The organism is uncultured Paraglaciecola sp. (assembly GCF_963977085.1).
Classification (GTDB): Bacteria; Pseudomonadota; Gammaproteobacteria; order Enterobacterales; family Alteromonadaceae; genus Paraglaciecola.
On sequence record NZ_CAXBNC010000009.1, the window covers coordinates 18,655 to 45,026 of the forward strand.

The window sequence follows — 26,372 nt, forward strand, 5'->3', positions numbered from 1 at the left end:
CTAGCTGTTAGACGTGATCTAATCCGTCAAGTATTGAGCAATGGGAATGTTCATCATCATTGCAATTATCAGCCATTTCTTGCAGTGATTTTTTCATTTGTTTAAGTTCACTAATTTTTGCATCAATTTCCTGTAGATGTTCTTCCGCAAGACTTTTAACTTCACTGCTCGCCCTATTAGGGTTTTGCCATAAATTAGATAATGCTCTTATTTGGCTCAATGAAAACCCAAGTCTTTTAGCTTGTTTTATGACACCCAATAATTTTAATTGCTGGCTATTATACAGACGATATTGAGCCTCAGAACGTACGGCCTTGGGAACTAGACCGTTTACTTCATAATGCCTGATCATTTTTGCCGAGAGCCCAGTAATATCTGCCGCCTCTCCAATGGTGACTAATTTACTCATAGTCATTTACTCCTTTGGACGCCATCGTTGTAATAATAGTGCATTGCTAACCACAAAAAGACTACTACATGCCATCGCTGCGCCGGCAATTACTGGACTAAGATAGCCCAATGCTGCCAACGGAATGCCAACAGTATTAAAAATAAAGGCCCAGAACAGGTTCTGTTTTATTTTTCGATAGGTCAATTTTGCCATCAACAATGACGATGAAACCAAGTTTGGTTCACCGCGCATCAAAGTGATTGCCGAGGCACTAACGGCCACTTCGGTTCCAGTAGCCATAGCAATACCTAAGTTTGACTGGGCTAATGCTGGAGCATCATTAATGCCATCACCCACCATTGCCACTTGAAATCCTTGCTGTTGATACTGTTTTACAAAAGCCGCTTTATCGGCGGGCATAACCTCTGCGTGAAATTCATCTAATTGCAATTTATTGGCGACATATTCGGCACTGGCTTGACTGTCTCCGGTCAACATAACAACTTTTATATTTTGTTGTTTCAACTGATCAACTGCAGTTTTAGCATGGGGCTTGAGCATATCGGTAAAACAAAATACGCCCAACAACTCTAACCGCCCCCCCTGTTGTCTTGCTAACCAAGACACTGATGCGCCGTTAACCTCGATTGCATCTTTTGGCAATTCGATTCCCATTCCGGTCATCATGTGCTGACTGCCTAGAAATAACATCGAATCCTGTAACTTGGCTTTTACTCCCAATCCCGCCACCACTTGAAATTCCTCAACGTCTAGCGGATTAATGGTCATTTCACTGGCTTTGTTCAAAATTGCCTTCGCTAACGGGTGTTCACTATGTTGCTGCACCGAAACCGCTAGTTGAATAAGTGCTTGCTCAGTCCCAACTAAGGCAGTCATTTGACTGAGCTCAGGTTTACCTTGGGTTAAAGTACCGGTTTTATCAAACACCACCATATTGATGACGGTGGCTTGCTCTAACGCACTGGCATCTTTAACCAATATGCCAAATCGGGCAGCAGTGCCAGTGCCTGCCATAATTGCCGCAGGTGTGGCCAAGCCAAGGGCACAAGGACACGCAATCACTAATACAGCAACGGCATTGAGAATAGCGTGCTGCCAATTACCCGTCAGCATTCCCCAACTTAATAAGGTTATCGCTGCAATCAGCATAACAATAGGTACAAATACCGCACTGACTTTGTCCACCAATGCTTGTACAGGTGCCTTCTCACCTTGGGCATCCTCAACCAATCGAATGATTTTGGCCAAGGTCGACTCAGCACCTACACTACTAGCGTTAATTTCCAAGACGCCATCTAAGTTAACCGATCCGCCAGTGACTTTATCCCCAGTTGATTTACTGACAGGCAGGCTTTCACCACTTATCAGTGCTTCGTCTAAATGACTTTGTCCGGAAATGACTAAACCATCTACAGGCACACGCTCACCAGGTTTTATTTGCAGTCGTTCACCTGTTTGCACTGTGTTAGCAGCAAGCTGTTGCCAACTATTGTTACGCCATACTGTTGCTGTTGTGGGCCGCAAGTTTTCCAGCGCCCTTAATGCGCTTGTTGTGCGCCGCTTAGCTCTATGTTCTAGGTATTTACCTACAAGTACTAAACTCAAGACGACGCTACTGCTTTCGAAATATAAGTGCGGCATTCCGTGATCTAGGCTACTCATCCACCACAGATAAATTGATAATCCATAAGCAGCACTTGTTCCTATTGCCACCAATAAATCCATATTGCCGGTGCGGGCCATCAACGCCCCCCAACCTGCTCGATAAAAACGCGCGCCAAAATAAAACTGAACAGGTGTTGCCAATAACCATTGAATTAATGCTGGCAACATCCAGTCTTTACCCACAAGCATGCCAAGCATCGGAAAAACCAAAGGTAGCGAGAGTAAACTAGCTCCTAAAGCGGGAAACCAATCTGCCTGATAAAACCTAGCTGACTGCTCGGGACTCGCCGAATGATGACTAACAGTTTTGAGTTCATATCCAGCGTGACTCAAAATACTAGCCACTTCGGCTTCAAGCAGTTCGTTAATCAAGGTTAGTGATACTTGCTCTGTCGCAAGATTGACATTGGCTTTAAGCACTTGTGGTAACTTCAACAGCGCTTTTTCCACACGACCTGCACATGAACTACAGGTCATTCCCGAGACGTCATAGGTAGCGCTGGTAGTTGACACTAGGTAACCCGCCTTTTCAATAGCCAATACCAAGTCTTGCATAGCGGCAGTGCCTTTTATAACAGCCATTTCAACCGCCAAATTTACAGATACCACTTCAACACCAGGCACTTGCATGAGTTTTTTTTCAACTCGACCAACACAAGATGAACATGTCATACCGGTAATTTTTAATTTTATAGTGTTACTCATTCACACCTCCATATCGCTTTTACTATTCAGCTTTTAGGATGTTAAAGCTTACCATCATGGTAAGGTCAAACATTTTTTAATAGGTTAAAAAAGTGATAGCCCTACTCAAAGTAGGCTAAGTGTGCAAATAACTTGAACAAACTGGAAAGGATGGGCGAATAGACAGCAAAACATTTATGGCATGACTGCCGCAACTGTTTTAAAAGGTGAAACCGTTGAAAATACCTTGGCATGAGCTGATAAAGCACTGTTTATAGTAAAAAAAGAGGGTAGAAATCGAGTGATAATGGCGCCTTAGTACACCACGAATATTAACTAGCTTGATAGTTAATATTATTTGTAGGATTTTTCAACACAGTTTGCAACCAGTTACGCGCCTCTACTATTGTTGCAAAAAAGGCGTAATTAACGCCTGAATCTATATAGATTTCTTGCCAAAACTGTCGAACCATTTCAGCAGATTCCATCTCAATTAGCACCACAGCAGTCGCCTGTAAATTCATCGCTTTAGCCTGCTTGATTACCTGAACAAACAAAGCTTTAGCTTCTGGTGAGACTAAAGGTGTACCACTCAGTAAGGCTAAACTCCCCCAGGGTGCATGCATAATTTGCTTACGCAGCCCCATAACCTGTTGCTGGTATTCTTGTACCATCTCTAAATTTGCAGGGCCAGAGCCTTCGATAATAAGCAACTGGCCTTCAATTGAAAGTCGTAAACTGCCATGTGCAGGAAACTTACTTTTAGGCATTGTTAGACCTTTTTAACAAACTCAGACTTCAATTTCATTGCACCTATGCCATCGATTTTACAATCGATATCATGGTCACCATCCACCAATCGAATATTTTTCACTTTAGTTCCTACTTTGACCACAGATGAAGATCCTTTTATTTTAAGATCTTTGATCACAGTAATAGTGTCTCCATCGGCTAAAACATTACCGTTTGAATCTTTGATTACCTTTTCGTCTTCATTTACTTCACCTGACTGGGGCCATTCGTAAGCACATTCTGGGCATACATACATATCACGATCTTCATAGGTGTATGTTGAATTACACTTGGGACATTGGGGTAAATCACTCATTAAAAAATCCTTACTACACATATTTTGCGGGAATAATTGCAATAATTATCCTCGTTTTACGGCCCAATTACCAGCCTCAAGCCACCTGTTGATGCAGGTTAGATAGGATAGTCAGGGAATTTAATATTTGCTAAGAGGGACAAAATAAGGTGATGGGTTGCATTGCTTTGCAAATAAATCACTTTTTCAATAAGAATTTCGGAGCGGAATGGCAGAGAACCCATATATTTTAAATGCCAAGTTAATTTTATAACACACTGTTTTTATTACAGTTACACTTCGAAAGTGGTAAGACTGAGTGCGGCTAAACTAAGCTTGCTGACGTATATATGAAGCGGTAACAGGTGCGATTCCAAAGTTCACCTCATCTTTATTGCCCAGCAATGAATTAATCACTGCCAACAAAGAAAAATGATGTATTGCGTGACTAGAAACAAAGACTAATTCACGGGCTAATGTGGATTGAGTATGAGTATTTTGACTGGTACTAATAGACGTTTCGCAAGCTACGGTAAGGGGCATATCGGCATCGAGCTGACTGACTTGTTTTAACCACGATTCTACTTTTTGCCACTCTAACAGAGCAGTTTGAGGACAAGTTTCAACGCTAGCATAACGGTTACGTTTATTATAATTAACCAAACCTTGGTTTAATCCCTCCTTTAATGCCAAATAATGATCCAATATATGCCGCATATGTGTGCCGGCACTACTAATAAAATGGGGCTTGAGTACTAACTGGTAATTTTCAGCTGTTAAGTCTTGCAAAAACCCTTTGGCCTGTTGAACCGTTTCTAATTGACCGTCAAGTGTTAAGGCATTATTAAGCATGCTTTTCCTTTATTCTTATTGCTTTTTTTACATGCTCTTAGTGACCATGTGACTTACGAATATATTTCATCATACACAGGTAAAATTATCTTTGTCTCAGAAATTATGCACATCCACCACTAACAATAAACAATTATTGCGGAAACAAAACTTAGCAGCCAATACCATTAGAGGCATTGCCCTATCACATTTTCACTGCATTACGTTTATATTGTTTAGGGGTTTGTCCAAAATGTTTTTTAAATACCGCATACAAATACTGAATTGAAGGATAACCACAAGAACTAGCGATATCGACCAATTCTGTTTCCGTTTCAGTTAACATTTTGCAGGCTCGATTTAACTTCTCATTGTGAATTTGAGTATGGATACTGTGACCACAATCTTGGACAAATCGTTGCTCAAGATTTGAGCGGGAGATGCCAACATAATCAATCACTTGCTCAACTTTAATGCCTCGACAGGCATGTTGACGAACATAGTGCATAGCCTGAATAACATAAGGATCTTGCAGTGCTTTGAAATCAGTCGACTGACGTTGGATGATACCAATAGGCGGCACTAACACCCTTGGCGCTGACTTTGTTGTTGAAGGCTGCGCAGATGCCTTTTCTGCAGTCTGGCGGTTTAATTGTCGATGTAATAACTTTGCCGCCTGAAAGCCCATTTCAAAGCAACCTTGACTGACCGAACTTAAACTGACTCTACTTAAGTTACGGGCAATATCGTCGTCATCGATACCCACAATAGAGACTTGGTCAGGTACCAGCCGATTGGTTTTATCACAGGCTTGCAGTAAATGTCTGGCTCGCGCATCGGTGACAGCAATAACACCAACGGGTAAGGGTAAACTTTCAATCCATTCCGCCAGCCTATTCATGCTGTAATGCCAAGTATCAGGTTGGGTTTTGTAACCGCGATAAACTGAACAATTGAAACCATCTTTTTCACATAAAGCAATAATGGCTCTTTCTCGCTCCAAGGCCCAGCGGTGTTCTTTATCCGGTGGAAAACCATAAAAAGCAAAGTGCTGTAAACCTTTTTGCTTAAGGTGTTGATAGGCGCAATTGATGACAGCCTCATTATCAGTGGCCACATAAGGTACATCAGGGTAATCGTCGGCGGATTGATATGAACCACCTACTCCGATAACTGGAATAGCTAAATCAATTAGTGCTGCTTGCATATCCGGATCGTCCAAATCAGCAATAATCCCATCAACTTCCCAATTATCAAGATTATTCAGACGTGCTAAACAATCTTCTTCGAGATACACATCCCAATCCACTTTTGTTGACTGTAGATAGTGACCAATCCCTTCTATGACTTGCCGATCGTATACCTTATTGGCATTAAACAATAAGCTAATACTATATTGCCTATTCTCTTGGCCACCCATCCTGCTGTATTCCACTTTTCTTTACCTCAGCTGCTTGACTCTAAAAAGTCATACTAAGGATAACCACAAACTGCTTAACAATAAAATAACAAATTACGGAATTTAATTATGTAATTTCGTAATTGTGCAATTTTGATCTCTAAGCCAATATACTTTCATCAAAAATAACGTGGATATTGTGATGTATTTAGGTGTTGATTTAGGCACGTCTGGGATAAAAGTCATAATTACTGATCCCAAAGGTCAGATCGTGGATTCACAATCGGCAGACTTAGTTGTATCTCGACCACAAGCCTTGTGGTCAGAGCAAAACCCTACAGACTGGTGGTTAGCATTTTGTGAGGTGATGGATGAGTTATCCAGTCGCCAGTACCTGTCTCAGGTCAAAGCCATAGGTTTGTCGGGGCAAATGCATGGTGCTACTTTGCTCGACAAAGATGCTCAAGTTATTCGCCCTGCAATTCTGTGGAATGACGGTCGTAGTGCAGCTGAATGTGCAGAGCTTGAACACGCAGTGCCTAATAGTCGCGAAATCACTGGCAATATTATGATGCCGGGGTTTACTGCGCCTAAATTATTGTGGTTAAAACATCACGAAGCTGACAATTTTGCACGCATCGACAAAGTATTATTACCTAAAGATTACTTGCGATTTTTATTAACCGGCGAGTTCGCTGCTGATATGTCAGATGCGGCTGGTACCCTGTGGCTGAATACTCAAAAGCGTGAATGGGACGAGCAGTTACTCGCTGCATGTGGTCTGAACCTAACCCATATGCCCACGCTTTTTGAAGGCAATCAAATCACCGGTAACTTGCAATCAGATCTAGCGAGCCGCTGGGGATTACCCGAAGTACCAGTAGTAGCAGGAGCTGGGGACAATGCTGCAGGAGCAATTGGGGTTGGATTAGTCGAGCCAGGCCAAGGCATGATTTCTTTAGGCACATCTGGAGTTTACTTTGTAGTGACCGACCGATTCAGCCAACAAGCTGAACTGGCAGTACACAGCTTTTGCCATGCGTTACCAAATCGTTGGCACTTAATGTCGGTGATGTTAAGTGCGGCCAGCTGTTTAGATTGGTTTGCCAAACACATAGTAGAAGAGGATATCGGAGAGTTACTGGAGCAACTTGAAAACAATCCAGTTAATCAGAAAACAGCTCCTTACTTTTTGCCCTATTTAAGTGGCGAACGTACACCCCACAACGATCCTTTAGCACAAGGTACTTTTATCGGATTAACCCACGACACTAGCAAACTCGACATGTTACATGCTGTGCTTGAAGGGGTCTGCTTTGCCTTTGCAGATGGTGTTGATGCGCTACATAAATCTGGTACCAAAGCAATAGAGATCACCGTTATAGGTGGCGGTGCTCAAAGTGCCTATTGGCGTCAACTGATGGCAGATGTATTACAGACAAAAATTACTTTTAGAAAAGGGGGTGAAGTTGGCCCTGCCCTTGGTGCTGCGCGTCTTGCTCAGTTAGCAATGGAACCCAACTTATCTACCGAACAGGTTTGCCCGCAGCCAGAAGCCGTGCAAACCCATACTCCAAATACTGAAACTCAAGCAATTTTTGAGCAACGACTTGCTGTTTATAGACAAGGCTATTCTCAATTACGCACTCTTTTTAACAAGGAAATATTATGACCACTTATTTTGATTCAATACCCAAGATTAAATTTGAAGGCACGGATTCAGACAACCCTTTAGCCTTTCATCACTACAATGCAAATGAAGTAATACTGGGTAAAACCATGGCTGAACATCTACGTTTTGGTGCATGTTACTGGCATAACTTCTGCTGGGATGGCGCTGACGTATTTGGTCAAGGCACTTTTGGTCGCCCATGGTTGAAGCCTGGTGATGCTATGGAACGTGCAAAACAAAAAGCAGATGTGGCTTTTGAATTCTTTGCCAAACTAGGCGTTCCATATTACAGCTTTCATGATATCGATGTGGCGCCTGAAGGAAACAGCATAAAAGAATACGTGAATAACTTTACGCAAATGACAGATGTTCTTGAACAAAAACAAGAAGAGACTGGCTTGAAGTTATTGTGGGGAACGGCCAACGCCTTTAGTAACCCACGTTACGCAGCGGGTGCATCAACCAACCCAAATCCAGAAGTGTTCAGCTACGCGGCCACTCAAGTATTTAATGCTATGAAAGCAACCAAACGTTTAGGTGGTGCAAACTACGTATTATGGGGAGGCCGTGAAGGTTACGAATCACTTCTTAATACCGACCTACGCCAAGAGCGCGAGCAAATGGGTCGCTTTATGCAAATGGTAGTAGAGCATAAACACAAAATCGGTTTTAAAGGTACCTTGTTAATTGAACCTAAACCTCAAGAACCAACTAAACACCAGTACGACTACGATACTGCGACTGTGTATGGCTTCTTAAAACAGTTTGGTTTAGAAGACGAAATTAAAGTTAACATTGAAGCTAACCACGCAACACTAGCTGGCCATTCTTTCCAACATGAAATTGCCACAGCCATTTCACTTGGTTTATTTGGTTCAATTGATGCAAACCGTGGTGATGCACAAAATGGTTGGGATACAGATCAGTTCCCCATCGATGTACCTGAATTAACACTTATCATGGCCGACATTTTGAAAGCCGGAGGTTTTAAAACTGGCGGTTTCATGTTTGATACCAAGTTACGTCGTCAGTCTTCAGATCCCGCAGATTTGTTCCACGGACACATTGGCGGTATGGATCACTTAGCCTTAGCACTGAAAAAAGCAGCAGCTATAGTTGAAAAAGATTTCCTAGGCGATGCTGTTGCTAATCGTTACAGAAACTGGAACGGCGATTTAGGCAAAGCTATTTCAAAAGGTGAGCATAGTTTAGAATCATTAGCTGCTTATGCTGTTGATAATGAACTCAATCCACAACACGAAAGTGGCCAACAAGAATTATTAGAAAACAAAGTTAACCGCGTATTATTTGGTTAAGCACTAGCAACATTTAGTCTTTGAACCCAAAAACGCCTGATGCAAAACATCAGGCGTTTTTTTTAGTCATTTCAATAAAGCAAAGCGTTTCTGTTTTTATTGTACAAACTTATTAATGTTTGAAACTCGCAGAGCCACGTCAGAAGATTTTGGTTGGGTTTGTGCCATTTGGAGTCATTCGATAATAGATATGACATGATTTAAATTGTCACAAAATAGTCGTTTATTCGAGTTGAATTCAACTCAACAATTGTTCCGCTTCGTCACCAGACTGTGTAAAAACTATTTTGAATAGTAATCTGCGGCAGCTTCAGCCACATCCTTAGCATCGGAGTTGATGTGTCGGGTATTTAGTTGAAATAGTAAACTTGCGCGTTGAGTGACTTTTGGATGGCAATAATGGCTGTTAATAAGGCGATACACGTGATTTTTTGAGGGTTAACTACCCCTAGGCCATCATAGCCTCCATCAAACCAGTCGTTCCCATTATCGACATCATTCGTTTCAGGTTGTATGCGAGCACACTGAGACTCATTTCAGTGCCGACGCTCTCAAGGCGCTTGGTTACAAAGTGAGTGGCACCCATCCACATTTTTATGGTGCCAAACGGGTGTTCCACTGTTTGCTTTCTCAGAACAGGTATATCAGGATTATTGTCCAGCCGTTTTTGCATATCATCAATGATTGATTCGTGTATCCACCGCCTCATTCGCCGAGGCTCGTTCTTTGCGCTAGTACTGCATTTAGCTCGTATTTCACGGTAGCTACAAGCAGCATTGTTAAAGTAGACATCTAGCTCAACTCCTTTTTCGTTCGAACGAAAACGGTTTTGTAAGGTCTCTCCCGCAGGGCAAATATACACATCTTTATCCTTGTCATACTTGAACAGCGACTTATTAAATATGCCTTTCTTCTCTGAGCCTGATGTATCGGTTTGGGGAATATTTGCCACCGCTCCAAGGTCTTGCGTTTCTTTGATATCGTTACGACTAAAATAACCTTTGTCAGCAATGACAGTGATATCTGTTTTATTGAGCGCTTCTTGTACTTGACGGGTAACACGGTTTAATTGGCCTCTATCGGGCGTGTTAGTCACCTCGTGACTGATAATGAGATGATACTTGGTGTCCACCGCTGATTGGACGTTGTAGCAAACTTGTCTGTCCATGTGATGCGTTTTCATTAAACGGGCATCGGGGTCAGTTTGTGACACTTGCTTGTCAGGGTGTTCATTCACTTCTTTTTCAAGCGCTTTAAGTTCAATTAAACGCGCTTCAAGCCATGCCAGCTTTGACGCTGACAATTTGGTGTCGGTATCCTTTTCATCCCTATCTTTGGCGTCCATTTGACTGAGGTATTTTTCAATGCTTTTCTCTACTCGGTCGATATGGGACTGAACTTTGCTTGGTGTATAGTTTTTTGATTTGTTATTCACGGCTTTAAACTTACTGCCATCAATAGCGAAGACTGAATCGCAGAACATGTTCATCTGACGACACATCTCTACGAACCTACGACACACGCTTTTTATGCCTTTACCATTACTCTTCCTGAAGTCAGCAATCGTTTTAAAGTCTGGCTTTAATCGACCCAACAACCACATCAATTCAACATTGCGATGGCATTCTTTTTCTAAGCGACGAGAAGATTGAACGCGGTTGAGGTAACCATAGATATAGAGTTTTAACAGGACTGCTGGATGGTATCCTGGACGACCTTTGCCTTTGGCAATAACACGTTCAAATCCAAGTGCTTCAAGGTCTAAACCTTCTACAAATACATCTACGACTCGAACAGGATTATATTCAGTAACAAAGTCTTCAAGCACTTCTGGAAACAAGGTTGTCTGGGTTCTTGACTGAGCTAAAATATGATGTGCCATCACGTTTTCTCTAAGGTTTAGCTGACCATATAATTATACTAAAAGTGGTGATTTAATAGGCGGCAACAATAAGATTGTTTGATCATAAAAACATAGAGCTTAGACCAAAAGGTGATCAATAGTTTTCACACAGCCTGTCACCAAAGCGGACTAAATAATTTAACGGGTTGAACGGTAAACTTGGTGAAGAATGATACATTTCAGCAAACCTGACGCCGTAGTTTCGCAGTTTTTATAAGCACTTATGGGCATTGTCTGGCGGCAAGCCTGTTGGCTAAATAACGTTATAAAAATAAGAGAGCATGTTATTCCCAAAATTCATTCATCCTAACGATGTCTAAGGGAGGCGTTGTTGCAATTCATTTCACCACTTTTTTCCAATTTTAGTTGCTGCTGACACTAGTTTCTTTGTTATTTAAGTTGCCTTTGGGGGCTCAGTAATTTCTAAAAACAACCTAATTTACAATCTTAATTTAATGTTAATGGTTTTCCGTAACTTAGAATGATGACGTCATTTGTGGTTGAAATAATATCCGGATACTCATCACCATTGAGATCTTCAAATACAGCTCTCTCAGTTATAAAAGGTATGAGTAATGATTCATTAAAGTTGCCATCTGCGTCCTGCAAGAATAAGTATGTATAGGTAAAATAACAAGCCACCCATAGTAAATGTATAGGTAAAATAACAAGCCACCCATAGTAAATATTTTAGGGTACAACAAAGCAAGTTTTCAGTGCATGGTTGAATTATTTTCGACTGGCTTAAGGAATTCGGTTGTTTTGGTGAAATCTAGTTGAATAATGAGGCCGTGTCTGAATTTAGGGCACGGTTATGCCGTTTAGGTATTTGGCGTGATGAATTTATGAGGTTATGCGCAGCGTAACAAGGTTTTCGCTTTGCCCATACCTCGAATCCGTTGATGACCCGTGTGTTCTTTAAACTGGTTCATCATCATTTCTCCCCCAGCGGCGTAGCAAAAGTGTCTCTCAAATTCGGTGGTGAGAGTGAGCCATTGTTCGTATGATAAGCCTAACCGTTGTAATATGGGTTGCTGTTGATGGTCAATATGTCCTGCTTTGTCGCTTCTGATTATCCTCCCAGTTGTGTCAATTAACTCACAGTAATCTTTTAGTGAAAAGGCGATACCCTTAGGCATGTCTTGTCTTGGATTACCGACAAAAGGCATCAATGAATGTGTGATTGTTTGTTTTAGCGAGCCTAAACGTTGTTGAATGCTGGTGTGTTTTGACGTTTCTGGCGTATCCGCTATTTTGGCTCGAATAGGGTTTAGATCTACGTAGGCCATACAAGTAATGATTGCCGCTTCATCTAACAGAGCTTGAGATTTGAAGCGTCCTTCCCAGAACCTACCGGTGCAGTCATCTTCTTTGTTTGCTTCTCTGGCAATGTACTCATTCAAATTTCGCATGAGCCAGCTAATGTCATGTAAGCGCCTACGATACTCGGCAATGGTGTCATCTAAGCTAAGCCTTTGGCCTTGACTTAACGTGTCTCCTCTAATAAACATTTGAGTGAGGAGCGTGCCTTTGTGTAACAAGTGCCAGCGCCGTACAATTTCATTATCTGTCCAAGCCATTGCCTGTTTAATGTCCACATATAAAACCACATGAACATGATTACTCATCACAGCATAAGCACAAATATCGATTGCAAATACAGAAGACAAAAATAACAAACGCTCTTCTACCCAACCTCGGCGATGTTCGTAACTCTGGCCTGAGTAACTATCTACACCACACAAGAAAGAACGTCGTACGCAGCGGGAAACGCAATGGTAATAAGGAGTATCCGATAAAGAAATTTGACTACTACGAGGCTGTGGCATGACATCAATCCTTTGAATTATTTCCTAACCAAATCCTAGCTCGTCTTGATATTTAGTCAAATTGTTATGGGTGGCTTGTTAAAAGTGGCAGCTTGTTAAAAGTGGCATTGGATAACATGGGGAACTGAAGTTTTTGTGGCGCAGCGAGGTGCGTGGGAAATTGGCCTTTACAGGCCAAGGACTAGAGCCAGATGGGTGACTGTTGCGGATTTTTTATCCAGCACAACCAATAGAAAAACATATTAGCGAATAAAAACCGGAGCACGCTGTAAGGAAACACAAACTTAAATGTTTGCTAAAAAGCGATCCGACTTTTATCGCACTGTTGACAACGGCTGACTTATGGGTGACCCCATTTCTTTATAAACAGGCTTATGTGTAGTGGTCAAGTAATATTGGTCACCTAAATGTGAACGTCGGCCATAGCCAACTTACTACGGCATAATCAGTATGAATTGATTAGCTGGATATCATTTGTATAAGTTGACGAATAATTGGGGTTAAGCGAATCCCCCTCAACCCCATCATTTCAAATACAAAAAATAATTGCACATATGAATTTCGGCATGTAATATTGTTTGAAAATCAAACAGAACTGTACGAATAACCAACAGCTACTTCAGCTACTTCAATTACTCAATGAAAATAAAACAGAGGTATAAAAAGTGAAAATGTATTTAAAAACACTACAGCGTAAATCTAGACTAACATCGTTTTTGTTAGCCGCTACAATTGCAGGAGCTGGTTTTGCTAATGCAAGTCAGCAAGACGCAGTCGATCAAATGTCAAAAGGTGGTATTACTACGTTTTTACACTTTAATGAAAACTCAGATTTACCCGTATTTATTCCATGGAATGAACGCATTCAAAATTTTCCAGTAGAGCCGTTGGCCGACATGCTTGAAGCTGGTGGCGTAAAACTCTTGTTTTTTACTATCACCCATCATGACTACAATCTTCCATTTCCGGTGCCTAGCACTGCTTCAGCAAATATGAAAAATCTTTATGCTGGCAGATCTGCTGACAGAGATTTAATGAATGATATATATGAAGCTTTAAACGCTAGGGGCATCAAACTCGGGTTTTATTTTAACCCATTACCAGATACAGAAGAGCAAGCCTTTCAAGATCAGATTGGATTTCCAGATGGAGACTGGCTGCAAAATATGTATGAAACTGTAGAGATGACTTCAGACCATTATGGCGACAAGGTATCTGCATGGTGGATTGATAATATGGCTAAAAGTAGCCATTCACGTAAGATTGATCCAAGTGAATTCGCTGGGTATTTGCGCTCTGGTAACGCAGATGCACTCATTGCCTACAACGTGGGGGGGCAGAATGGAAATAGACAAATCCCTTTCGCAAATGACGGTGATGTTAGCCACATTACTAATTTTACCGCTGGTCACCTGAAGAATAAAGATCTTAACTATTTAAAGCCCGCATCTAAGTTTGATTCAAATGGCTTGTTAAATTATCGTCTTGATCAAATGCAAAGAGGGTGGGCTGTACAAGAGCCTGATTCTGAAGTTGGTGGCTCTTGGCAGAACGCAAGATATAAAATGCCAGTGCTGCTAGAATATATGTATGGTCTTAGATCAGTCGGTGCGGTGAGCAGTTGGAATGTTGCTCCTTATCTAGATGGTGATATTGACGAAAGAGTGGTTAATCAGTGGGTGATGATAGGCCAAGCCATGAAACATGGTAAAGCTTTTGTGTCGGAAGACGACGATATGATAACTTACGCAGGCTTCAGCACAACACAAGAAGATCTTTTCGCCTCAGACCGTTATTTAGCTGAAAGCTCACAAAATGGCGATACAGCAACCATCACATATACAGGGTCTCGTATCGAGCTGTGGGGTAAAAAGCAGAGTATTGGAGGAGATTGTAGTATATCTATAGATGGTTCAACGGTTGAAACTCTCAGTCAAAATTCAAGTAGCGATGAGAATCAGGTCAAGTTTTTTGATAGTGGCCCACTGCAATCTGGTGAACATACCCTTGTGATGAAGAATGTAGGAGGAGGTACTTGTACTCTAGATCACGTTTTTTACACCCCTGAACTCGCTAACAAAGCCGATGGGGCTGATTTTGAATATGGCTCTGGCTGGAGTAGTCAAACTAGCAACGAGTCGTATGACAATACTATTCACTATACAGATGTTGATACTAGAAGTGCCGACTTTGAATTTACGGGTGATCGTTTTCAAATTTTCAGCCAAATTGGCCCAGGTGGCGGTGTGTTTGACGTATGGATTAACGGTGAGGTTGTAGCGACGGTTGACACATACAGTCCTACGAAACAACATCAAGTACTTGTTTATTCAAGTCCAATCCTTGTTCCTGGCTTTCAAGATGTCAGAGTAAGAACTAAGAGTAGTTCTGAAGCTAACCCAGCTGCGAGCAATTCATGGGTGCACGTTGATTATATTCAATATAATGAAACTGTGCCTGAAGGTTATATCATAGATTCAATACATCATGACATCAATTATGATAGCAACTGGGGCTTTCATGAAAAAGATGAAGCTCATTTAAACGTTGTTTCTTATTCAAAGGTTAGCAATACACAGGCTTCTTATACTTTTAATGGTACAGGCGTCAAAATTATTTCTAGGAAGAATACTGGTGGTGGTATATGCCAGATTAAAATAGACGGTAACTTAATAGATACTGTTGATTTATATTCTTCAACTTGGGTAGATAAAGCAGAAGTTTTTAGTAAGCAAGACCTATCATCTGGCTCTCATACCATTGAGTTTGTTGTTGATGGAACTAAGAACAGCAATTCTACTAATTACTATTGTGTAATAGATAGATTCGAAATTTCACCATACCCCATCAATATTATTGCCGCACCAGTGTTGGGTGATTGGGATGAAGATGGCGATGTGGATAACAACGACATTAGAGCTTTGACGATAGCGATACAAAAGAGACAAGTTATAGATAGTAGCTTTGATCTAAACAACGATGGTGTGGTGAATATTCTTGATGCACGCGTTTTGATGAGCATGTGTACTCGCGACCGTTGCGCCATTTAATTAAGTAATAGAGGAAAATAACATGAAAAAATTTATAACCACCATTGCAACTGCACTTGTGCTTGCAACCAGTATTAATGTCCAAGCTGGATTTATTGATATTGAACTTAGCAGCAATACCGTTGCCTCTGGGGATAGCATCAATGTTAGTTTATGGGCTGATAGTTTTAGCGATTTTGATGCTATGTACTTTGATTTTGAGTTTGATAATAGTTTGTTTGCTTATCAAGCGCCCTCACTGCAAAGTGAATTACCAGCTTTTGATGGATTTTTAGGATTGGAGGTGACAGAACAGTTTTATGGGCTGTCATTATCATTTTTGGATTTCGATGCTTTTACTGATCTGAATCTGGATGGCGATAATAAGTTTCTGATTGCAAGTTTTGATTTGTTGGCACTAAGTAGCGGCAACAGTTCTTTTAGTATAACCAATCAGACTGCCGGTTTATTTAACCCCAATACATTTGATGTAGATCCACAGCCCGTCGATACTAGTACACCCCAAAGTGCCAGCGCAATCAATGTGCCAGAGCCAAGCAGCTTTGCCATTTTTATGCTGTCGGCTTTAATGTTAGTACGTCGCAAAAAACAGTAATTAAGGCAGGGTCAAAGGAGTCTTTGACCTAAGTTAAAAAGAAGCCAGCTTAAACGCTGGCTTTTTATTTTAAACAAGGATTTTCAGCTGGCTAGTAGGCTGCAACGCCCACTACCAAACTAAAGTGGGGTAGCTTAGCGGATATTGGCTTTTAACCCTTTGACGGCTGTGGCGGTATCTCCAGCACGTAAGGCGTTGAGAATGGCAACGTGTTCATTAACACATTCAACCCCAGAGGTAATTCTTTTGTAATTGAGGCGCATGCGCATTACAAAGGGATACCAAATATTGACTATAAAATAATTGGGGTCGAAATAATTGGGGTCGTAGTCAATTTAAATAAGAAATAATTGGGGTCGTAGTCAATTTAAATAATAGTTTCACGCAAACCTGTTATTTCTTGCTTGAAAATTGATATCGCTTAGATCCGCAATGTCAGATCACTTGTCTTAAGGTAAGCGAATACCAACGTCCGGATTCTTGTAGGTTATCTGCCAACAGTTAAGGTGATTTCCATTCGTGACTTATGTCCGCTTTAGGTCAGAAAGAGAAATCACGTTTATGCTCATCTAACATCAACTTTACGCACAAAGAGAAAATCTCCAGCAGAACATGCTATGTCAGTTAGTCGCTCAAAGCATCGATTGGATGATAACAATTTGTCCTGTAGCTAATTAGCAGAAAGCGGAACTTGGCGTTTGGGACTTTGAAGCACAGAGTGTAAACGACTGCTTCCACAGTTTTGCCGTTACTCAAGAACTCATTATTGAATATTGGCAATATGTACAAAGGAGACCACCGCCTGCGCGGTGGTGATGGACGGGAAATAGCGCAACTCTAGCCTTCGATATATTCGAAAAAATCAAAGTCAGCAACACGGTTTTGACCTGATGTATCATGGCAAGCCATGCCTACAAAGGCACCTGTAAAACTTGCTCCCTCACCCTTACCCGCTTCATCAGAAACAATACTGTAGTCAAAGCGATAGGGTAATGTTTGCCAATTATCAGCATCCAGAGACCATTCAAATTGTAAAACATGATGGTCAACTTTAGCTCGCAAATACACTTCACCTTCAGCAGGCAGAATAAACCTTGGATCGGTAAATAACTCACTTCCTGTATGCCCTTCCCGCAAAGGAAAAGTCAAACTCAGTTGTGGATTACCCAAACAGCTCATCACATCTATAAATCTTTGTCCGTTATCATCTACAGAGATATACAAATAGTGGAACTTATGGCTGTTGTAATAACAAACTAATCCAGCGGTTTGTTGAAAGTTAGTGGGCGAAAAATCAATTTTTGTAGTGGCACTAAAGACAAAAGCTTGCTGCCTACGCGCCACTAGCGCATGTTCATACAATGACCCCATTGATTCTTTACCTGTTAAACGTAAATATCCAGGGCGCTCAGTTAAACTCATAAAGTTTTCAGGGAAAGGTGTTCGCAACCACTGAAAATCAATGGGTAACGCCTTGTCATCGAACTCATGACGAGAGTCAACTTTTGGCCAAGGGTGTTCTGGTAAATTAGGTGCCGGCACCTGTAACGCAGGTAGTCCGTCTGCGGTTGCTCCCTCTACCCTTAACCAACCGTCTTCTGTCCAAGCCGTTTTTTGCAATCCAGTTTCGCGGCCCATTGGGCAGCGACGTTCACCCGTTAACGGTCTACCGCACAAGTGCACTAAATAATGTTCACCAGTTGCAGTTTCCACTAAGTCACCATGACCACTACGCTGTACTGGTAAATGTTGATTATCTTTGGCGGTTAACAGGTAACCTTGTGGATCCAATTCGTATGGCCCTTCTAACTGCTTAGAACGGGCTATGGTCATAGCGTGGGTATAACCTGTGCCGCCTTCAGCTGTCACCAAATAATAATAACCATTACGTTTATATAAATGCGGCGCTTCGGTTAAACCAAGTGGGCTGCCACGGAAGATGTTTTTTATCTCACCAATTAACTTTTTTTGACTTGGACAATATTCTTGAAGGGCAATGCCAGCAAATCTATGCTGATTATGGCGATGATCCCACACCATGTTAACCAACCATTTTTTGCCATCGTCATCGTGAAATAATGACGGATCAAAGCCGCTCGAATTAAGGTACACAGGATCAGACCACTCACCGTCAATAGTGGCACAAGTAGTCAGGTAATTATGAGAGTCTTTATAGTCACCATCAAAACGTTTCACGTCTGTATAGATCAAATGAAATAAGCCGTCATGATGGGTTAAACAAGGTGCCCATATACCACAAGAGTCGGGCTCACCTCGCATATCTAACAGAGACTTACGATTTAGGGGGCGCGTCAATAACCGCCAGTTTTTAAGATCTTTTGAGTGATGAATTTGTACTCCCGGATACCATTCAAAAGTCGACGTTGCGATATAAAAATCTTCGCCCACCCGCACTATGCTAGGGTCTGGGTTAAAACCGGGTAAGATTGGATTGGTAATTACAGAGTGTGTCATAGTGAGTCTTTAAACCCCTTTACTAATTTATATTTATTAAGACATAACAATACGATGATACCGGCTACTACTGAGCTAATAGCAAAGATCAATAAGATGCCTAATATTGCGTGTTCAGTTTGAGTTTCGTTAGGCTGATATCCATAACCAGAAAGCATCCAACCAGCCATGGCACCACCTATTGCAATGCCAAATTTAAGTGCTAGAAGATGACCAGAGAAGCTCATTGCCATAGCGCCACGCCCGAAACGTTTGGCACCATAATCCACCGTATCTGGCACAGTAGAAAAAAGTAATGGGATAAATATCATGTGTACAAAGTTAGCTAAGACCGAGGCGGTTAAAGCAATCCACAAACCAGATTCTGGGATAAAAAACGCCACCCCATTAAATACAATAATGCCCACAGTTGCGTATTTCATAAGTTTAATTTTGCACATTTTGGCACTTGCCCAGTTAGCAAATAACGCCCCTGCAACACCCGCGACCATGGCACTTGTCATAAACACACTTATCATGGACTCTTGTTTTAAATAATAAGTGACGTAATAAGGTGTAACAGCACCTCGCATGGCAACACTGATCAATAAAACTAAAGTGATTAACGCAATAATTCGCCATTGGTCATTTTTAAGGGTGACACCAAAATCCTGCCAAATACTGCTAGATTTTTGATTATTAGTGGCATCAGCTGCAGGCTCAACACGTTCTTTAGTAAACCAAAAACATACAAAAAAACAGATTACCGCAATACTAGATAACACTATCATTGCTATCTGGAATCCTTTGGCTTTGTCGCCACCTCCAAAATACTCAACCATGGGCCAAACACTCGCCGTTACAAGTGCGCCACCCATCATGGCTAATGCAAAACGCCAAGACTGGATAGAGGCTCGTTCTGTAGGTTCTGCTGTCATCACACCACCCAATGCAGAATAAGGTATATTGATGGCGGTATAGGCAGTCATAAGCAAAGCATAAGTAATGTAGGCGTAAATCAACTTGCCAGATTCACTAAGGTCAGGCGTAGTAAAGGCAATAACAGCTAGCGCACCATAAGGAACCGCAACCCACAATAAATAAGGGCGATAACGACCCCAACGTGTTTGCGTGCGATCAGCTAATCCTCCCATAAGTGGATCGGTAATAGCATCAAACAACCGCACCACCAGAAAAAGTGTGCCCACAGCCGCAGCTGAGATCCCAAATACGTCTGTGTAGAAAATCAGCATAAAGTTAATCACAACTTGGAACACTATATTGCTGGCTGTATCACCCAAGCCATAACTGATTTTTTCACGGGTTGAAATGGCACTCACTGGGCTAGTTCACTTTTAAAGTTTTGCGCTGCTTTAAGCAGTTCAGAAACAAAAGGTTTAACTTGATGATTGCGGTCAATTAACAATGGATAATCAGTCCTTCCTTTCATTGGCCAACCATTACGCCACGAATCAGCGTCAGTTACGCCCCAGAAGGTCACGCGATCAATCACCTTATGATGTTTTAATAACACCTCAAATACACTTGCATAGGCGTCATATAATTTTTTCTCAACATCCATTGGAAGTCCCATAGAATAGGGATTAAAAGACTCTTGAAGTGCAAAATTCAAGCTTACATCTGCGCCCATTTTGGACTCGTCAGGAAACTTCAATACAGAAATATCTAATTCTGTGATCATCACCTTCAACCCCAAAGAAGCAAAAGCTTCAATACTGTCATTGAGTTGTTGTACAGGTGGATTTAAGTCGTAATGAGCTTGCTCACCAATTCCATCAATGCGGATACCTTTTTTGAGTAGATTAGCAGCAATACGCACCGCTCCGGCGCGTTTTTCGGGTTTAAATAAGTTGTAGTCGTTGTAATAAAGCTCTGCATTAGGAGCGGCTTTACTAGCAAATTCAAAAGCCTTTTCTATAAAATCGTCACCAATTATCTGACGCCATTTAGAATCCCGTAAACTGCCATCTTCATTTAATGCCTCGTTCACCACATCCCAACCTACTATTTTACCTTTATAGCGTCCTGCCAACGCATTGATATGCGCTTGCATACGTTGTAACAACAATTCTCTACTTGCGGGTACGCCTGGAGACACTTCAAATACCCAATCAGGCGTTTGGCTGTGCCAAACCAATGTATGCCCGATGACGCTTTGATTATGCCTTGCCGCAAATGAAATTAAGGCATCGGCGCCTTGCCAGGTAAACTGATTCTCATTGGGTTCAATGCTCTCCCATTTCATATCATTTTCAGGGGTTAATACCGAAAAATGTTGGGCAGCAATGGCCGCACCTTGTTGATCTTTGTTTGTCGCCTGATTTTGATTAATGGCCACACCAAGCTTAAACAAACCTTGATACGCATCTTTTAGCGAATGGTAATTTGCTGATTTATCTTCAGTATGAGAAGCCGGTAGTTGCGTACAACTAGACAAAGTAAAAAGGGTTATCACAATAAGTGTCAAATTAAAGAGTTTCATAACGTGTCTTAGCTCATAAAATGTTAGCGCTAACATTATTACGTTATCAGTAACATGTCAACAAATTGATTAACAATTAGCCTACAGTTTGTTTACTCGATTCTCGTACACAAAGTTGATAGGGCAATACATGTCGTTTTACAGCTGAAGCTATGTCTAGTCTGTGATTTGCAGGTTCAGTAAGCAAACTTATGGCAAGCCCCGCCATATCTCTGATTGGCTGTTGAATGGTGGTAATACTTGGCCACACTACCCTGGCTAACTCGGTATCATCAAATCCCACAACTGATATTTGTTCAGGTACATCTAAATGTTTTTTGTGAGCAACAGATATAACCGCCGCCGCCATTTCATCGTTACCTGCAAAAATGGCATCGGGAATATCCTTAAGGGAGAGTAACTTTTCAGCTGCAGTAAGCCCAGACTTATAGGTGAAGTCACCTTGTTCAATATACTCTGGTGGCATCAACAAACGATGGGAACGTAATGCATCTAAATACCCCTGATAACGCAGTCTACTGACCCCCTGATTTTCACTACCAATAATATGTGCGATGCGTTTATGCCCAGATTTAATCAAGTGTTCGGTGATGTCATATGCGGCCTGATAATCATCCATACAGATATATGGGCTAGCGAGTAAATCGATATCAGGTGCAATACGCACAAAAGGAGTATTTGATTTTTTCAGCAAAGATAAAACTTCTGGAATATCAGCCAAAGGAGGCAACAAAATTAAGCCATCCACTCGAGTTACATGAATAAGATCATTCACAATTGATAGCGCTTTTTCGGTTTCTCCAGCGGTTTCGTCAATCACAATATGAAAGCCGTTAGTGCGACACTTTTTTAATGCACCCACCAAAAACTTACTCACGTAGTTAGCATTTGCATATTCACATACAATACCGATAAAAAAGGTTTTGGAGCTGGATAATCGTCGTGCAGCCACATTTGGACTGTAATTTAATTCCTGAGCAATCGCGGTTATTTTGTCTCTGGTCTTGGCCCCTACTTTAGGGTCGTTATTCATAACACGGGATACGGTCATCAATGAAACCCCCGCTTTTTCCGCGATATCTTTTAACTTTACTCTGGACATAAGTCAGGTTTACACAATAGTGAGAAATAGAATGTTAAGTTAACATTCTATCGATAAAATTCATAAATTTTCAAAAAAAAGACCACCAAAGAATATTCTTTGATGGTCTATTATTAGCAAATAATCCTTGCCTTAGAACGTATATTGCACGCCAAATTGAAACCTGCGGTCAAACATGAAACTTGAGCGTTGGAAAGTTTCTCCCCCTTCGTTCAAGATATCCTTAGATTTTTGCAATTCATCCGTTAGGTTAGTGCCTTGAAGACTGACTTGTAAGTTGTCAGTAAGTTGATATTTAACTGACGCATCTAAAGAGAAGTTCGCATCTTGCACATTCGGGTTACCCGTAATATAAGTCTCGTATGAGTTCAAAAACTTGTCACGATATTGATAGGCAATACGTACTTCTAAATTATCGTCTTGATACATGCCTACAAGGTTAGCGAAGTTTTCTGATTGTCCAATAATACCGTTTAGAGTATCGATACGGACGATACCTTCAAAACTATCAGGATTACCATCTCCGTCAGCATCAAGTGAGCGTTCCGGTGAATCAGCGTCTACATCAAGTTTGGTATAGTTAGCTTGCACTCCAAAGTTTGACCAAATCCCCTCTAAACCGTCAAAGAAGTATTGACCGGCGATCTCAAAACCAGTCACAGTAGCATCAGACTGATTCACTGCTCCTTGATAAAAAACAGGTATATCATTGCCATCTAGGACAATAGTATCGACCTGAACTATTGTTCCTGATTGGACTATGTCTTTAATGTCTTTATTAAAAAACGCAAGACTGAAGTAATTACCTCCCTCTCCGTACCACTCAACCGCTAAATCCAAATTAACCGCTAAGGTTGGCTTGAGATCTGGGTTACCACCGCTGATGAGTAATCGAGATGCAGCTGCGCCTAAGGCGCCTAGTGGCTCTGGATCATCAGGTCCAACGTCAGGAAAACTCATTGATGTTATTGCTCTTACAGACTGTGATGCGCTGTAATCAGAGATGTTAGGTAAGGTCAAACCTTTACTTAATCCAAGCCTTACTAACCACTCATCATCCAAGTTCAATTTAAGATTTAATGAAGGTAAATAATAGTCTTCATCTAGGCCAACACTTCTGTTTGTATCAGCTTGATCAAGATAGGCGGCAGTTTCAGGCAAGAAGTCTCTTAAATTGTCGATAGCTTCAATTTCAGGGGAACGATCTGCCTCTTGCTGGTCGTCAGAAAATTCGCTGTATTGAAAAGAACCAACAGAAGCAATATCCATTTTCACATAACGGACACCAAAGTTACCTTCTAAAAACATGCCATTGTCAAAGTCCTGAGCAATGTCAAAGCGGGCATATAAATTGGTGATAACTTCACTTACATTTGCTGTTTGCCCATCAGTATACTGCTCGATATAATTAGCATCCCTACGACCATTGGTAAATGGACTATAATCACCTGTTCTGGTGTTTTCTGGATCAGTACCCGTATTTAAATCTGGCTCTGTGGCCAAAAAGTCATAAAATGAATCTGGATTACTCAAAAAATCAGAATGTGCAAAAACGATCCCGGAATTATCACCAACAACTACACCACCACGTTGGAAATTAGAAAAGTCGTATACTTCATGAGCCACAGTATCAAAGGCATTATACCTAGCAATGCCCCCTGCCCATGCTTGACTTACACTCTGCCAATTTAGCCCTGCATTTTGATAGATTTGGTCACGCTCTGCTCGGCGTGCGCCAAACTTAACTGATTGGAACCAGTCATCTCCATCTGGATTAAAGTCATAAGTGGCGTCTACTTTAACTGCCGTTGAATCACCATTACCATCTTGATAATCATCGGCAGCATATCCCATAAAATAACCAGCAGGATCGGAGGTAGAGGTAGGTGCAGCGGTTGGCACAACATTATTACCTGCATCAAGAATAAAATCTTGGTTATAAGCAAAGCCGTCGTTATAAAAGAACTCAATTTCAGGATCATCGAGATTCGGACGACTTCTAAAGTCTAAATGGGTCGTTGAACCTATCCATTGATCTCTTCTGGTTAACTCTGAGGTTGTGTGATGTGCATCAAACTCTACATACCATTGTTCATCAACGTTCCATTCAATATTAATACTTAAGTCATCAGTTGTCGTTTCTGTTCTTCGACCTATGCCTAAGTTACCCACTTGAGCACCTGGGGCACCATACCAACTGCTTTCGTTAGAGGATAGAATGCCTTCTTCAAACAACCCGCCATCAACAGGAACAAGTTGGCTACAAAAACCTTGTGACAACTCATTCCCATCTGCATCTTCTCCTGCAACGGCTCCGTTACCGCAACGAGGTACGCCTGATGATGTGTAAGGAGTAAGTGAAACATCACTTGCTATAATATTGCTGTCAGAAGTGGTTGTAGCAAAGGCTATACCACCATCTTGCCACTCTGAGGTTCGTTCTAAATCAAAAATCTCATTATCTACACGAACATATTTAACAGTCGCTTTAAACGACTCATCAGAGCTTTTCCATTGCCCCGCTAGATAGACATTGCTGCGTTCTCTATCAACTTCAGTCGCGCGCAGTTGAAAACCATTAACAATACCCACTGTTTGACCCGCAGTTGGGATTAAATCACCAGTAAAATCCTCAACATCAAGATCAGGATAAAAGTCATTAGCGACAGAACCCACCGGGACTGGTGTTATCGCACCTGATTGATAGCCGTTAAAAAGTGACTTTAATTCAGAACGGGAGAATGATCCTAAAAGACCAAATTCACCACTGTCGGTTTCCCAACGATTACTAAATATTGCACTCACTGTAGGAGTGGTTTCTTCTCTTAAATCGCTGTAAGTACCATCAACTGACACCACACCATAAAAACCTTCACGGTCGAAAGGCTCAATGGTTCTTAAATTAATGCTACCGCCAATGCCACCTTCGATGAGATCAGCACTTTGATTTTTGTATACATCAACACCTTCAATCATTTGCGGAGGAATACTAGACCAATCTAAAGCTCGACCGCCATCTGAGGTGAAAGCATCGCGACCATTCAATTCAGAGCGTATTAGGCCAAGACCACGAATAAGGTTACCTGAACCTTCCGCCGACGGGAAATCACCGCCATCTGCGCCGATGTCAAATTTGGTCACTGTCACTCCAGGCACTCGCGATAGTGCTTCAGCAACAGATAAGTCAGGAAGGGCATTGGCATCTGATGCCGTTATTGAATCCATAAAGGTATTAGATTCACGTTTTAACTCAGCAGCATTGGCTAATGCGCCACGTATGCCTCTGACCTCAATGACTTCTTCTTCAGTTTGAGTAGCTGTGTCTTGTGCCGATTGTGCATATGCAGTATTGGTAGCAAGCGCTGCCAAAAGTGCTGTAGCTATGCGGCTTTTTTTAAGTAAATTAGTTTTCATGGTTATCCTCTAAGTGCATGTACACGGCTAGCCAATATTGATTTTGTGTCTTTAAAGCAGGCTTACCGAGAGGATAAATAATACATAATGTTAGCGCTAACACAACATGTAGTTAACAAAGCATTTTCATTTGCAAAACATCAAGCCTATAAATTTGCAGGGGACTAAAAATATATTCCATCTTTACAAATATGTTTTCAGCACTGAAAAAATATCAATAACAATCTGTTTTTAAAGGATTTATACAAATGTAGAATTTAGTATTACTGGAGTAATATATTTATAAGTTAACTTGAAACCACAAATAAATACGGCAAAAAATGGAAACATGAAACAACTCAAACACTAAAAAACGCAATATAAATACCAAATATAGTTAATAATCGCGTTTAAAAACATTCTCGCTCTAATTTTTGATAGCGATAACAATTGAGTGAAAAAATGTTAGGGGTCTAG

The 26,372-nt window shown here is 41.3% G+C and carries 18 protein-coding genes; 4 read left to right on the forward strand and 14 right to left on the reverse strand.

The window, feature by feature from the left end; translation table 11 throughout:
• Positions 1 to 7: 7 nt before the first annotated feature.
• From cueR to AAC000_RS12145, 6 genes are all read right to left on the reverse strand, one after another.
• On the reverse strand, positions 8 to 409 hold the full coding sequence (gene cueR, locus AAC000_RS12120) for a Cu(I)-responsive transcriptional regulator (protein WP_339723034.1): 402 nt from the start codon (positions 407 to 409) through the stop codon (positions 8 to 10).
• 6 nt (positions 410 to 415) lie between these two features.
• Positions 416 to 2,782, reverse strand: a complete 2,367-nt coding sequence (locus tag AAC000_RS12125) for a heavy metal translocating P-type ATPase (RefSeq protein ID WP_339723036.1) — start codon at positions 2,780 to 2,782, stop codon at positions 416 to 418.
• A gap of 311 nt (positions 2,783 to 3,093) precedes the next feature.
• Positions 3,094 to 3,531 (reverse strand): hypothetical protein, encoded by a 438-nt coding sequence (locus tag AAC000_RS12130; RefSeq protein WP_339723038.1) that lies wholly within the window; start codon positions 3,529 to 3,531, stop codon positions 3,094 to 3,096.
• Positions 3,532 to 3,533: 2 nt separating this feature from the next.
• Positions 3,534 to 3,869, reverse strand: coding sequence for a zinc ribbon domain-containing protein YjdM (locus tag AAC000_RS12135; RefSeq protein ID WP_339723040.1), 336 nt, complete (start codon positions 3,867 to 3,869; stop codon positions 3,534 to 3,536).
• Between the two features lie 309 nt (positions 3,870 to 4,178).
• Positions 4,179 to 4,700, reverse strand: coding sequence for a hypothetical protein (locus tag AAC000_RS12140; RefSeq protein WP_339723042.1), 522 nt, complete (start codon positions 4,698 to 4,700; stop codon positions 4,179 to 4,181).
• A gap of 184 nt (positions 4,701 to 4,884) precedes the next feature.
• Positions 4,885 to 6,099: a DNA-binding transcriptional regulator gene (locus tag AAC000_RS12145; protein WP_339723185.1), complete on the reverse strand. Its 1,215-nt coding sequence runs from the start codon at positions 6,097 to 6,099 to the stop codon at positions 4,885 to 4,887.
• A 181-nt stretch (positions 6,100 to 6,280) separates the two neighbouring features.
• Between AAC000_RS12145 and xylB the strand changes: the two genes are divergently transcribed.
• Both xylB and xylA read left to right on the forward strand, forming a co-directional pair.
• Complete coding sequence (gene xylB, locus AAC000_RS12150; protein WP_339723044.1) at positions 6,281 to 7,750, forward strand: xylulokinase; 1,470 nt, start codon at positions 6,281 to 6,283, stop codon at positions 7,748 to 7,750.
• A complete protein-coding gene (xylA, locus tag AAC000_RS12155; RefSeq protein WP_339723046.1) occupies positions 7,747 to 9,066 on the forward strand; it encodes a xylose isomerase in 1,320 nt (439 codons plus the stop codon). The genes xylB and xylA overlap by 4 nt, the downstream gene beginning before the upstream one ends.
• A gap of 448 nt (positions 9,067 to 9,514) precedes the next feature.
• Here xylA and AAC000_RS12160 read toward each other — a convergent pair whose 3' ends face one another.
• Positions 9,515 to 10,948: an IS1182 family transposase gene (locus tag AAC000_RS12160; protein WP_339723048.1), complete on the reverse strand. Its 1,434-nt coding sequence runs from the start codon at positions 10,946 to 10,948 to the stop codon at positions 9,515 to 9,517.
• Between the two features lie 872 nt (positions 10,949 to 11,820).
• Positions 11,821 to 12,798, reverse strand: a complete 978-nt coding sequence (locus AAC000_RS12165) for a transposase (protein ID WP_339723049.1) — start codon at positions 12,796 to 12,798, stop codon at positions 11,821 to 11,823.
• A 671-nt stretch (positions 12,799 to 13,469) separates the two neighbouring features.
• Here AAC000_RS12165 and AAC000_RS12170 point away from each other — a divergent pair.
• Both AAC000_RS12170 and AAC000_RS12175 read left to right on the forward strand, forming a co-directional pair.
• Complete coding sequence (locus tag AAC000_RS12170; protein WP_339723186.1) at positions 13,470 to 15,848, forward strand: alpha-L-fucosidase; 2,379 nt, start codon at positions 13,470 to 13,472, stop codon at positions 15,846 to 15,848.
• 22 nt (positions 15,849 to 15,870) lie between these two features.
• A complete protein-coding gene (locus tag AAC000_RS12175; RefSeq protein ID WP_339723051.1) occupies positions 15,871 to 16,443 on the forward strand; it encodes a PEP-CTERM sorting domain-containing protein in 573 nt (190 codons plus the stop codon).
• A gap of 134 nt (positions 16,444 to 16,577) precedes the next feature.
• Here the strand turns inward: AAC000_RS12175 and AAC000_RS12180 are convergent, their stop codons facing one another.
• The 6 genes from AAC000_RS12180 to AAC000_RS12205 form a co-directional block, all read right to left on the reverse strand.
• Entirely contained in the window at positions 16,578 to 16,706 is a 129-nt protein-coding gene (locus AAC000_RS12180) for a hypothetical protein (protein WP_339723053.1), read from the reverse strand.
• A gap of 574 nt (positions 16,707 to 17,280) precedes the next feature.
• Entirely contained in the window at positions 17,281 to 18,918 is a 1,638-nt protein-coding gene (locus AAC000_RS12185; protein ID WP_339723055.1) for a glycoside hydrolase family 43 protein, read from the reverse strand.
• Positions 18,915 to 20,237: a glycoside-pentoside-hexuronide (GPH):cation symporter gene (locus AAC000_RS12190; protein WP_339723057.1), complete on the reverse strand. Its 1,323-nt coding sequence runs from the start codon at positions 20,235 to 20,237 to the stop codon at positions 18,915 to 18,917. Before AAC000_RS12190 ends, AAC000_RS12185 begins: the two co-directional genes overlap by 4 nt.
• Positions 20,234 to 21,400, reverse strand: a complete 1,167-nt coding sequence (locus AAC000_RS12195; RefSeq protein ID WP_339723059.1) for an endo-1,4-beta-xylanase — start codon at positions 21,398 to 21,400, stop codon at positions 20,234 to 20,236. The genes AAC000_RS12190 and AAC000_RS12195 overlap by 4 nt, the downstream gene beginning before the upstream one ends.
• 76 nt (positions 21,401 to 21,476) lie before the next feature.
• On the reverse strand, positions 21,477 to 22,502 hold the full coding sequence (locus AAC000_RS12200) for a LacI family DNA-binding transcriptional regulator (protein ID WP_339723061.1): 1,026 nt from the start codon (positions 22,500 to 22,502) through the stop codon (positions 21,477 to 21,479).
• A 132-nt stretch (positions 22,503 to 22,634) separates the two neighbouring features.
• Positions 22,635 to 25,916, reverse strand: coding sequence for a TonB-dependent receptor (locus tag AAC000_RS12205; protein WP_339723063.1), 3,282 nt, complete (start codon positions 25,914 to 25,916; stop codon positions 22,635 to 22,637).
• Between the last annotated feature and the right edge of the window lie 456 nt (positions 25,917 to 26,372).